This is a genomic window from Enterococcus sp. LX10, assembly GCF_023539285.1.
In the GTDB taxonomy this organism is placed as follows: domain Bacteria; phylum Bacillota; class Bacilli; order Lactobacillales; family Enterococcaceae; genus Enterococcus; species Enterococcus faecalis.
Genome location: NZ_CP092784.1, coordinates 1411560 through 1424308 on the forward strand (window position 1 = coordinate 1411560; position 12749 = coordinate 1424308).

The window sequence follows — 12749 nt, forward strand, 5'->3', positions numbered from 1 at the left end:
TTTTGTTTGATTTTCAATGCTTTTTACTCTACTTCGTATAATGTATATTATGTAAACTAGAATAAAATAAAAAACTTTAGCCGATAAATTGCCACTTCTCCTTTCGACTAATCAATTCACCCAACTAACCTTACAGTTGTTTGCTAAGCTAGTTGGGTTTACTGTTTATTGAAACCTTGGATTGTTCATTTCTTGATGAATTTCTTTGCTCGCTTCATATAGAAACAATGTTTGTTTTTTACTTGATGCATAATCGACAATGGGTTTTGGATAATTTTCTCCTAAATGTACATGATATTGCGTTTGTAAAGCTTCGTTCATTAGATTTGGTTGATGAATATACTTTTGTGGCACTTGAATAAGTTCTGGAATATATTTTTTGATAAACTGGCCGTCATTATCAAATTTTTTTGACTGGATAATTGGATTAAAAATCCGAAAATACGGGACAGCGTCCGTTCCCGTTGAAGCAGCCCATTGCCAGCCACCGATATTATTGGCGGCATCATAATCAATCAACATTTTTTGAAAGTATTTTTCACCCCAACGCCAATCGATGTGCAAATTTTTAACTAAAAAAGAGGCAGTTATCATTCTTAAGCGGTTGTGCATCCAACCAGTTTGATTCAGTTGTCGCATGGCGGCATCAATTATAGGGTACCCCGTCTCCCCTTTTTGCCACTTGACAAACATTTCTGGGTCATTTGCCCATTGAATATAACGAAATTTTTCTTGAATAGCTTCCTCTTTTTGTTGTGGAAACGTACTATAGATCATATTGTAAAAGTCGCGCCAAGCTAATTCTTTTTTGAAGGTTTCTTTACTTAAGCTAGAAGGCGCAGATGCAAGCTCTTGCCAAATGGTGCGAATCGAAAGTTCTCCCGTTCTTAAAAAAGTAGACAGATGACTCGTTTGATCCTGATAAGGAAAATCATGCTTATTTTCATAGGATTGAAGTTTTTGATCAATAAAAGTATTTAAGCACCTTCTGGCTGTTTTTTCGCCGACACTATAGTGTTTTAAAGGAATCCTCGCAATCTGTTCACGATAAGCTGCTTCCTCTTCTGGAAAAAGACACGCACTAAAAATTTTTTCAGCTGTATAGGAAACAGGAATCGGTGTTTCTTTAGGCGCCTCTTTCCATTTATTGTAATAGGGCGTAAACACTTGGTACTTGCTGCCATCGTTCTTCTTAATTTCTTCAGAGCCATGCAAATAGGCATCTTGAAAAGAGAAAGACTGAATATTATTTTCTTCAAAAAAGCGCATAGCTTGCTGGTCCCGCTTTGCCCCAAAGCCACAAGTATCTTCATTAAAATAAATGGCCTGCCAATCGGGTAATTTGCGTTTCAAACGTGAAAATAAATCTAACGGTTCGCCGACCATGATTTGTAAATGTGCCTCTTGATCGATTCGTTCTTTAAACGAGGCTAAACTTGCAAAAAAAGCTTTATGATTAGCACTTTCTTGAATAAATTGTTGAGGATTCATTTGGAATAATAAAATCAATTCATCAGCTGCAGAATTTTGTAACGCGTGTGCTAATGCTTTATTATCTTGTAATCGTAAATCACGTCTAAACCACATTACTCTTTTCATTTTTAAATCCTCCTAAATACTTCGTCTTGCTTATCGTAACCGTGACTGCTGATTTTTAAAAGTAACTTGCCTAGACTTTTCAAAAAGCCGGTAAAAACTGAGTTTTCAGCTTTTAGCGGCTTTTTGATTAAATTAATAGGAAATATTAAAAGCTTTCATATCTTTCTCAATATATTGCAGGACTTCTGTATTGCCAAAAAATTGTGTAAAATAATAGGCTTGACGATAGTCATCGGCTGTGTCTTCCCCGAGCATTTGTTTGTTAAAGGCTTTTTCATATAAAAGATAATCTAGCAAATAAATGGAGTGTTTGTCACGACAAATCTGAATCCCTTTTTCGCTTAAAATGACACTTTTTTGGTAATCTTTTATTTCCGAGTAGAATTTAGCAGAATTATAATAAATTCTACAACGCTCCAAGGAACATTCTAATTTAAATTGTTCCAATTCTTGTAATGATTTTTCGTAATACACTTGCGCTTTTCTCATATCTTTTTCCAGTTCGTATAGCGTACCTAGCGCATTCAGGCTTAAAATGTTGTAAATATTGACTTTACGGTCAATTTCCGCGCCCCGGTATAGGTAAAACAAGGCCTCTGCTTTATCTTTTTTTCCTAATAAACAAGTAATTCCCTTATAATATAACAATTTAGTCGTTAGTTCATTATTAGATAAGATAAGACCTTCAGGCACTTCTTGTAATAATTTGTAGGCCTCTAAGTGAAATAACCGTAAAGATAAATCCTCGACTTTGTTTAGTAGATTTTCAATTTTCTTTTCTTCAGAAATCATCATGCATTCTTCTACTTCTAAATCTAATCGGAGGCAAATAGATGAGAAAATATCTAAACTGTCACATAGATTACGGTTTTCAATATTACTAATTGTTGCTTGCGTACAGATGCCGTTAGCCAGCTCTGATTGTGTGATTTTTTTAAGTTTTCTCGCTTGTTTTATTTTGTCTCCTGCTACCTTCACGAACAGACCTCCACTTGTATTATTATGTAAATTCCTTAAAAGATGTTATACTTTGATTATCAATTAAAGGAGGTACATGCTATGTTTGATTTACTTGCATTATTGACTGGAACATCAACTTATGGCAACGTTCCCCATGTTTAATTAGTCAGTGCGTGTCAAGTATGGTCTTCCATACTTGGCATGTTTCCTTTAAAACTGACTCAATCATACTACAAACGGATAGACAAATACAACCGAAAATTATTGGTTTTTTCTTAAGAAAAAGAACAGCAAGAAGTATTCATCACTTCTTGCTGTTCTTTTGTTTAGTTAGGTGTATTTAGATTTAAAATAATTTGTTTCTTCTTTTTAACAACCTTGCGGATAATCTCTAATTAATTGTTGATACCAATAAAAAGAATCTTTCCGATAACGGTCTAATGTTCCTGTACCATCGTCATGTTTATCCACGTAAATAAAGCCATAACGTTTTTTCATTTCACCTGTTGTGGCACTGACTAAATCAATCGGTGCCCAAGTTAAATAACCAATTACCTCAATAAAATCTTCTGTCATGGCTTTTTGGACTTGCTCAATATGTTGTTGCAAATAGTGAATACGATAGGTGTCATGCACAGTGCCGTCTTCAAAAACATCAACAGCCCCTAAGCCATTTTCCGTTATCATAATTGGCAACCCATACCGTTGGTAAAGCATATTTAATAAATAACGAATACCCATAGGATCTATTGCCCAACCCCATTTAGAAACTTCCAAGTGAGGATTTTGAGTGCCACCCCATAGAGAACTTTCAGCGTCGTCATCTCCTTCAAATTTCGCAACTTCGCTAGCATAATAGTTTAAACCAATCCAATCAATTTTACCTTCGGAAAATGCTTCCTGATCTTCGGGCGAAATAGTAATGTGGAGTCCGAGTTTCTCGTATTCCTTTTGTTTATAAAGTGGAAAAGTCCCATTGCACATTGCATCTATCTGATAAAAATCACGAGTTGTTTGTTTTAATGAATTTAACGCATTCGTTGGATGGCAATCTTTGGCATAAGCGGGTGTCAAACCAAAAACACAACCAATTTGGAAATCAGGATTAATTTTATGACCTAATTGAACAGCTTTTACTCCGGCCAGTGTCATATTATAGCCGATTTCGGCTAACACTTGTGGCCGATTTTGGATTTTACCGTATTCTAAACCTGTCAAAATATAGGTGAAAGGTTCAGAAGCGTTTGAGGTCGGATCGAGGTGATTCATTTCGTTAAACGTAGACCAATAAGTAACCTTCTCTTTAAACGATTCAAAAACAGTCTGACAGTAATGCAAATAATAATCAATAACTTTCCGATTTTTCCATGAACCATATTGTTTGACTAAATGAACTGGCATTTCAAAATGATACAAAGTGACAATTGGTTCGATTCCCTGACTGAGTAATTCATCAATGATTTGATGATAGAAAAACAAACCTTCTTCATTCGGTTCGGTTTCATCTCCTTTTGGAAAAATTCGTGACCAATCAATAGAAATACGAAGTGAGGTAAAACCCATTTCCGCAAATAAGGCGATATCTTCCTGATAGCGATGGTAAAAATCAATGCCAGTGTGTGAAGGATAATATTTGTCTGCCTCAATGGTTTGGGTGATTTCTCGTGGCTGATCTACAGCACCCACTGTAACCAGATCCATGATTGCTAAGCCTTTGCCGCCTTCTTGATAAGCGCCTTCTAATTGATGAGCGGCGATACTGCCGCCCCATAAAAATTTTTTGTTTTTCATGATCGGTGTCTCCTTTTTATAATACAATATTTAGCATTTCTTGATCATACGAAGCACATTCTCCTGTAGTTCCGATAACATCTAAAAATTCATTTGTATTGGTAATTACACAAATAACAGTATCTGAAAGTCCCTGTTGGCGAATGTAATCAAAATCAACGGTGACTAATGATTGTCCTTGTTGAACATGCTCGCCTTCTGTCACATGGACAGTGAACCCTTTACCATTTAAAGAAACAGTATCAATACCGATATGAATCAACAATTCGACACCATCTGCATTTTTAAGTCCGATGGCATGCTTTGTCGGGAAAACAGAAACAACTTCGCCAGAAAAAGGGGCAACCACTTCGGTATCAGTTGGAACGATACCAACGCCTTTACCTAATGCTTCTGTTGAAAAAGCCGCATCTTCTACTTCACTTAGAGGGATGACGGTTCCTTTAATTGCTGCAAAAACAGGATTTTTGGTCAGTAGTCGTTCTTTTTGTGTTGTTTTGTTAGTCGTTGTTTCTTTAGGTAGTTCTTTTTCTTCTGATGGAATCCCTAGGATAAACGAAGCAACCGCTGCACCGACAAAACCGACAATTACTGCGATTAGCATAGCCATAAAGTTCTTCGTATCATTTGTTTTGCCTAAATAAGAAGGCAAACTAGTTAGGCCCCACACATAGCCATAAGTTTTGACTTTCAACAGTCCAGCAATTAGTCCTCCTAAACCACCGCCAATCATTACAGCGATAAACGGCCGGCGGAATTTTACGAATACACCATAGACAGCAGGTTCCGTCACTCCCATCAATGCAGTAAAACTAACTGAGCCAAATAATTCACGTTGTTTTGCTTGACGAGCACGCAGGAAGTAACCAAACATGGCTCCCGCAACAGCAATATCTGAAATTGTTGAAGCATGTAAAAAGATACTATCATAACCTTGCTCGCTTAACATTTGCATAATAACTGGCATAACGAAATTACCAGCACCCAGTAAAATTAAGAATGGTTGGCAAGCGGCATATAAGGCTGTGACAGCCCATGAACCAACTGTATTTTGTAAAATATCACAAACGAAGAACAACGCATCACCAATCCATGTACCTAATGGTCCAAAAATTAATAATGTCACTGGTAAGGTAATCAGCATAATTAGTAATGGATTTAAAAAATATTGCAAGGCATCAGGTATCCATTTTTTAAAGCGCTCAGTTAAAATCCCCATAAACCAAACACCTAAAAAGATTGGCACAAAACTATTTGAATACGTAATTTGTGGTAAACCTAACCCAAAAATACTTAGACCTTTTACACCGTCAATTGAATCAGACAATAACGTAACCGCTAACAAAACGGCTAAATAGGGACTCGCTTTGAGACGTTTAGCTGCCGATGCTGCAATAAACACTGGTAAAAATTGAAAAGCAGCAGTACTAATCGTGTTTAACACAATGAACGTGGAGCTATCTTCTTGGATAATTCCAAGTAATTTAAATAATGATAAAAAGCCTGCCAAAATCCCGGCAACAAAAATTGGTTCGATTAAAGGTGTCATTGTTTCACTCACGACATCCACAATTGCTTTGAATGGATTAGTCTTTTTCTTTGGTGCGTCTGTAGTTGTTTCTCCTATTCCTAACATAGGTAATAATTCTTGATAAATATCTTTCACCTGTGTTCCGACAACGACTTGATAAGCCACATTATTGTCGATAACGTCAATCACTTGTTTCATTTCTTGGATTTCGGCTGTTTGGGCTTTACTACGATCTTTTAATTGAAATCTCAAGCGCGTGACACAGTGTGCAACACTATCAATATTTTCTGGTCCACCAACTAAGACAATTAATTCTTTTAAAAATGTTTCATATTTCATTTTCTACACATCGCTTTCTTTTCGCTTTTCTGTTCGTTCAGTCATGCGATGAATGTGCATCATTAAGTATGTTTTTTCATCTTCAGAAATCAGTTTTCCAAAAGTGCCAATGACATACAATTCGATTTTTTTCACCGCACCATAAGCTTCTGGGTAGAGCTGTGAAATTTGTTGATATAACTCAGAATCGTTTTCACTATACGTATCATTGGTTAAAATCCGTTGGACGAAGTATTGTAAATGCTGCATGAAACGCGTGTAATTAATGGATTCATGATTCATTGGCGCACCAAAATGGTATTGAACGATGGACACAATATCTTTCATAATTTCTGTGACTTTTTCATTCTCTTGGCTATTTTGTACAGCTTCTTGGATATTTACCAAATGTAACGCAATTGAAGCAGCTTCGTCTTCTGGAAATGAAACGTTGTATTCTTTGTTTAATCGTTCCACCACTTCTACTCCTAATTGATAGGACTTCGGATAATAGCGCCGTACTTCCCAAAGAAGAGGATTGGAAATATATTGGCCTTTCTTACCACGTTTCAGGGCGTAATCAATATGATCTAAAAGCGTTAAATACAGGTAATCAGTTGCTTTTTTTTGAAAAAGCTCCTCCGCTCGTAAAATAATGCTACGAACAATTTCAAATAATGATTCTTCTGTATTCGCTAACAAATAACTAAAATGCTCTAAAACATCTGCCGAGTCTAACACAAAGACTTTGTCTACTTCTTCTTTAGAAACTGATTGGCCTACTTTTTTTCGAAAAGCAATTCCTTTAGAATAGACGATTACCTCATTGGTTCCTTTTGTTAAAATCGCTACATTGTTATTTAGTATTTGTTTGACTTTCATATAACCCCTTCTTCCTATAAAAAACCGCGAAAAAAACTCAACAAACAAACTGTCATCCTTAACCCATGTAAAGATTTATAACAGTTGTCTGTTGAGTTCTGCCTGGTCGAACCAGTGACATACTCTTTTCTTGCAACCCCTTGTTGCAATCGTTTTCTTCTTACCCTTATAGTAACAATTTTTATTCGAAATTACAACATCTTTTTGTCTGTTTTATCATTTTCCCTTAATTCCAAAGCACAGAGATTAAATAATACAACAACATGATCCCTACAAATACACCGAGCATTAGTAAAACATACCACCAATTTTTGGCGCTATAGGTTTCATTTTGATTTTTTTCGGTTCGTTTACCTGCAACCCATTTCCATAAATCGTAATTATTCATCTCTCTCACCACCTTTAACGGGTTTATTAGTAAGCCTAACACGGAATGAGAGAACTTGAAAACAAAAGGATCACCCACTTATGCAATGGATGATCCTTTTTGGTCACTATTCTTCTGGTAACCCATTATTTTTAATCACTGATTGGTACCAATAAAAACTATCTTTTTTAATGCGTCGTAAATCTTTTAACTCATGGTCTTCACGATTGACGTAAATAAAACCGTAGCGTTTTTTGAATCCTTGATGAGAACTTAAAATATCCATGACCGACCAAGGGCAATAGCCAAACAACTCAACACCGTCAGAAATAGCCGCATGACAAGCAGCAATATGATCATGCAAATACGCAATTCGATAGTCATCATGAACTTTTCCGTCCTCTGTTAGGTGATCGGGTGTGCCTAAACCGTTTTCTGTAATGATTAACGGCAAACGGTATTGACGATAATAATCATTTAAAACTAAACGTAGACCAGTTGGATCAATTTGGGCACCATACTTAGAGGTTTTTAAATGTTGATTTTTTTCGATTTTAAAATAACCGTATAGATCAAAATCAATGTCCTTTTCTTTCGTACCCAATGGGTGTTGCTCATCTGTCGGTAAATAGCTAGCGACTAACGTTCGATAATAATTAAGAGCGATAAAATCTGGTTTAGCGGCTTTCAAAATTGCTTGATCTTCTGGCTGTGTTTCGGGATAAATGCCGCATTTGGTCAAATACTCTTGATAGTAACCAGGGTATTCGCCAAAACAATACATTTCTAGAGCGTAATTCGTTTTAAAGTTATCATTCATACGAGCCGCCCAAACATCTTCAGGCTTATTGGAACTAGGATAAGTCATCGTTGAGGAAACAGAGGGACCGACTTTTCCCCCAGCGACCAATTGGTGACAATCATTCGTCGCTAGCGCATGGGCAACAAACATATGGTAATCCATTTGTGCACGAATTTTTTCAGCATTTTCTGGTGCAACATCGTACATATTCATTCGTTCATCGACACGAATCATTAAGTTTTGTTCGTTTGTAACCTGCCAATTTTTGACTCGATCACCAAACGCTTGATAACAAACTTGCGCATAGTGTTGAAATGCGGAAACGCAGCGACGATCCGCCCAACCATTGTATTTTTCCACCAACGCAAAAGGTAAATCAAAATGATACAGTGTGACAAACGGCAAAATATCGTTTTCTAAAAGTGTATCAATGACGGCATTATAAAAATCGATGCCGGCTTGATTGATTTCGCCATCACCTGTTGGAATGATTCGTGCCCATGAAAGAGAAAAACGATAGGTTTTTAAGCCTAATTCTTTCATTAACGCAATGTCCTCTTTGAAACGATGGTAAAAATCGCTGGCGACTTTCGTATCTGCTTGTACAGCTGACTTTTTAAAAGAATTGTAATCAGCAACTGTTAGGCCTTTGCCGTCCTCATTCCAAGCTCCCTCAATTTGAAAAGCGGAGGAAGAAGCGCCCCATAAAAAATCGTTCTTAAATTGTTTAACCATTAGTTTTGCTCCTTTACTTGCATGAAAAATAAATTTGTTTGTGGTGTAATCTCTGTTTGTTTGGTTGTCTCAATTATAGCCATTTCCGCAGTATTTGTTACGATGACTAAGACGGTTGGATCATAACCAGCAGCTTGGATGATTTGTTTATCAAAAGAGAGCAGTTTCTGTCCTAGTCTGACCCTTTCTCCTACTTTTACGAACGTTTCAAATCCCTGCCCTTTTAATTCGACGGTATTGATTCCAATGTGAAGGAGGATTTCAGCACCATTGTCTAACTTTAAGCCAATTGCATGATGAGTTGGATATAAAGCCGTCACCTGACCATTTCCTGGAGAAACAATTTGTTCCTCTATCGGATAAATAGCTAGTGTTTTTCCCATTTGTTGAGAAGCAAAGACTTCATCGTTGATTTGGTCTAAAGATACGAGTTGTCCTTGAAGAGGTGCTTGAATCCGTTGCTTTTCTTTGACTGTCGTTGCCTCGGTCTTTAATACGGGTTCTTGACGTGAATCGTCAAGCGGTAAATCATTAAAGCCTAGAAAAATCGTTAATAGAAATGCACCAAAAAAAGCAATACCACAACCTAATAAATAACAAATAAAGGCTTTGGTTCCTGCTTCTGCGTAAACTGGGATGGTCAAGAGTCCTTGGTTAGCGAAGGCTGTCCCATAGGAGCCGCCCCAGCCCATTAAGGCCCCACCTGCTGCTCCGCTAGCCACCGCATAAATCATCGGTTTTTTTAGCCGCAAGTTTGCACCATAAATGGCTGGTTCTGTGATACCAAATAATGCAGTCACTGTTGCAGAGGCAGCAACGGCTTTCAAGCCTTTATTTTTTGTGCGGACAAACACGCCAAATGCGGCGCCCGCTTGAGAAAAGTTCGCTGCACCAGCAAAAGCTAGCAAATTTTGCCGACCTGTTCGAGCGACATCATTAATCCCAATTGGTACAAGTCCGCGGTGAGCCCCAAAAATGACTAAGACACACCAAATTCCACCGATAAAACCGCCTAACAAGATGGGACTCAAATTCATTATATAATAATACAACCAATTTACGCCGTCACCTAAATAAATCCCTATCGGTCCAAATAATAATAAAGTGGCTGGAATCATTAAAAGTAATGATAGCGTAGGAACCATAATAATTTTTAGAACTTCTGGAATCACTTTTTCCAAAAAGCGTTGCACATAAGCTAAAATAAAAATTGCAAGAATAATAGGAATTACCGTGGAAACATAATTGGCTTTGGTCACATGTAATCCAAACAAGGTAACCGCTGATTCTTCAGTCATTAATGAAACGATGGTCGGATAACATAAGGTGGCACCAATTACCATAGCGATATATTCGTTTGTTTTGAAAACCTTAGCAGCTGAATAACCTAAAATAACTGGCATAAAATAAAAAAGTGCATCGGAAGCGGCGCTTAAAATAATATACGTATTCAAAGGTTTTAAATCGACCTGGTAAAAATTGTTTGCGACCATCACAGCAATGGCTAGAATTCCTTTTAACATGCCTGAAGCGGCAATTGCTGGTACGACAGGCGTGAAAATCGCGGCAACAGTATTTAAAATTCGATTGCCTAATGAATTTTTTTCTTTTATGGATGTTTTGGTCGTAAGTTGCTGAGCCAACAAAGGTTCTAAAACATTATAGACATGCGCGACTTTATTGCCTAAAACCACTTGATACTGACCGCCACTTTCAACAACAGAAATGACACCTTCTGTTTGTAGTAAGGTTTCTTTGTTCACTTGTTTCGTGTCTTTCAATACGAAACGCAATCGTGTATAACAATGTGTGACATCCACGATATTGTCTTTGCCACCTACGTCTTTCAAAATTTCTTTTGCTATTGCTTGGTAGTCCATGGTGACCACTCCTTATCTATAAAATAACAGCTCAATAAAAAAGATCAAATCACACATGCACGTTTCAGCAAACACACTCAATATTTGCTCGTCGTGAATGTCCCTTTGATCTGATCTACGTAATAACTATGTTTCTCACGATAGAATAGCTGATTGAATTTATTTTTAATTTACCATTATTTAGAGGGATTATCAATGAATTAGGTAGACCACCTCAGTGTTTTGTTACTAAAATCAGCAGTGAAAATAGTAGTTTACTACATTCACTGCTGATTTATTGATTACAAGACTGGTGACAACAAGCGTGAAAAGTTTTGCTTGAAGCGTAGCCAGTACCCTTGTTTTTTAATTATCTCGTCGGTTAGTAAGACACTTTTTTCTATATCTTCTTCAAAGACTTGCGCTAACATCCACGCAATGTCGGGATTGTAAATAAACGTACTTACCTCAAAATTCAATGAATAACTGCGAATATCTTGGTTTGTTGTGCCAACCATAGCTAATTCATCATCAATCACCATTGTTTTTGCATGAATAAACCCACTATCATAAATATAAATTTTAATGCCGCGTTTGTGTAAGTAATTCGCGTAATATTGTGTTGCGCGGTAAATAAAGGGATGGTCAGGCATACAAGGAATCATAATTCGCACGTCGACACCTGAACGAACCGCCACTAACAACGCATTAATCATACTATCGTCAGGGATTAAATACGGTGTTTGAATCCAGACACTCTTTTCTGCAGAAAAAATCATCCGAACAAACCCGCTTTTCAAAATTTCTTCTTCTGAATCAGGACCATCTGAAACAACTTGTAAGGACAAATGCTCCACTTCATGATCTTCTGGTAATTTAAAATATTTTTCATGATACGTCATACGTTCTTCAGGATATTTGACTGAAGCATTCCAATCCATGATAAATATCTCTTGCAATGAAAATACGGCCGTCCCGACCAAACGAATATGGGTATCTCGCCAGTAACCAAATTTTTCGGTGACATTCAAATATTGATCCCCAACATTGAACCCGCCGGTCCAGCCAATTTTCCCATCGATGACAACAATTTTTCGATGCAAGTGATAATTTAGACGTGTTTTACGGATCATATCGCGAGAAGTAATAAAGGGAGCTACTTTTCCTCCAGCGTCAACGTAACGAGCAAAAAACTTTTTATTTGCGCCGGGTGAACCCCAAGGATCGTAAATTAAGTAAACTTCCACGCCTTCATGCAACTTTTCGATTAATACATCTAAAAATTGATTGCCAATTGTGTCATTAAAAAACGCATAATACTCCACATGAACGGTTTCTTTCGCTGCACGAATATCTTCAAATAATGCTTGGAATTTTTCTTGGCCATCTGTGAATAATTGCAAACTATTTCTTTTGGCCAACGGTGATGCGTCCATATTCCGGAAATAACGATTTAAAACTTTCGCATCATAAAGTAAATCATAACGTTTATCGCGCCCTGCTTTTTTGTTATCAACGTCCACTTTTTCTTTAATTCGTTGAACCATTTGTTTTTCATCATCAGACAATTTAAAAACTTCTTGTCCATCGATACCTCGCCCACAGAATAAGTAAATAATAAAGCCGATACCAGGCAAGAAAATCAACGTCATCATCCATGCTAAAACGCTGGAAATACTACGAGGTTTTCTAAAAACAGTAATTAAGGCAGCAATAACGTTAATTACTAATAAAAATAACAAAATCCAAACAAAAATTTTCATCGCTTACCTCCTTCTTACTTCATACTAAGATTATATCAAATAACAGTTAAATTAGGCGAATAATATGAGCGAGTATTCAAAAAAGAATTCATTTCTATAAGTGTTTCGCCTTTGATTCTCAGTTTTTCTGTACTATAATGAG

At 36.9% G+C, this 12749-nt stretch carries 9 protein-coding genes; all 9 read right to left on the reverse strand.

What is annotated here, in order from left to right; genetic code table 11:
• Nucleotides 1-165: 165 nt before the first annotated feature.
• The 9 genes from MKZ30_RS06730 to cls all read right to left on the reverse strand — a co-directional run bounded on the left by MKZ30_RS06730 (nucleotide 166) and on the right by cls (nucleotide 12607).
• Complete coding sequence (locus MKZ30_RS06730) at nucleotides 166-1599, reverse strand: cryptochrome/photolyase family protein (protein ID WP_033601243.1); 1434 nt, start codon at nucleotides 1597-1599, stop codon at nucleotides 166-168.
• A gap of 132 nt (nucleotides 1600-1731) precedes the next feature.
• A complete protein-coding gene (locus MKZ30_RS06735) occupies nucleotides 1732-2577 on the reverse strand; it encodes a helix-turn-helix domain-containing protein (protein WP_002381904.1) in 846 nt (281 codons plus the stop codon).
• A gap of 351 nt (nucleotides 2578-2928) precedes the next feature.
• Nucleotides 2929-4350, reverse strand: a complete 1422-nt coding sequence (locus tag MKZ30_RS06740; RefSeq protein ID WP_033601242.1) for a family 1 glycosylhydrolase — start codon at nucleotides 4348-4350, stop codon at nucleotides 2929-2931.
• 16 nt (nucleotides 4351-4366) lie between these two features.
• Complete coding sequence (locus MKZ30_RS06745; RefSeq protein ID WP_002420183.1) at nucleotides 4367-6220, reverse strand: beta-glucoside-specific PTS transporter subunit IIABC; 1854 nt, start codon at nucleotides 6218-6220, stop codon at nucleotides 4367-4369.
• Between the two features lie 3 nt (nucleotides 6221-6223).
• Nucleotides 6224-7081, reverse strand: coding sequence for a PRD domain-containing protein (locus tag MKZ30_RS06750; RefSeq protein WP_002420182.1), 858 nt, complete (start codon nucleotides 7079-7081; stop codon nucleotides 6224-6226).
• A 226-nt stretch (nucleotides 7082-7307) separates the two neighbouring features.
• Nucleotides 7308-7469: a hypothetical protein gene (locus MKZ30_RS06755; protein WP_010715217.1), complete on the reverse strand. Its 162-nt coding sequence runs from the start codon at nucleotides 7467-7469 to the stop codon at nucleotides 7308-7310.
• Between the two features lie 106 nt (nucleotides 7470-7575).
• The gene (locus MKZ30_RS06760; protein ID WP_002420180.1) at nucleotides 7576-8985 is read right to left on the reverse strand and encodes a glycoside hydrolase family 1 protein; all 1410 of its coding nucleotides are present in this window, start codon (nucleotides 8983-8985) and stop codon (nucleotides 7576-7578) included.
• On the reverse strand, nucleotides 8985-10865 hold the full coding sequence (locus MKZ30_RS06765) for a beta-glucoside-specific PTS transporter subunit IIABC (RefSeq protein ID WP_033601241.1): 1881 nt from the start codon (nucleotides 10863-10865) through the stop codon (nucleotides 8985-8987). The genes MKZ30_RS06760 and MKZ30_RS06765 overlap by 1 nt, the downstream gene beginning before the upstream one ends.
• A 281-nt stretch (nucleotides 10866-11146) precedes the next feature.
• Nucleotides 11147-12607, reverse strand: a complete 1461-nt coding sequence (gene cls, locus MKZ30_RS06770; protein WP_002371124.1) for a cardiolipin synthase — start codon at nucleotides 12605-12607, stop codon at nucleotides 11147-11149.
• Between the last annotated feature and the right edge of the window lie 142 nt (nucleotides 12608-12749).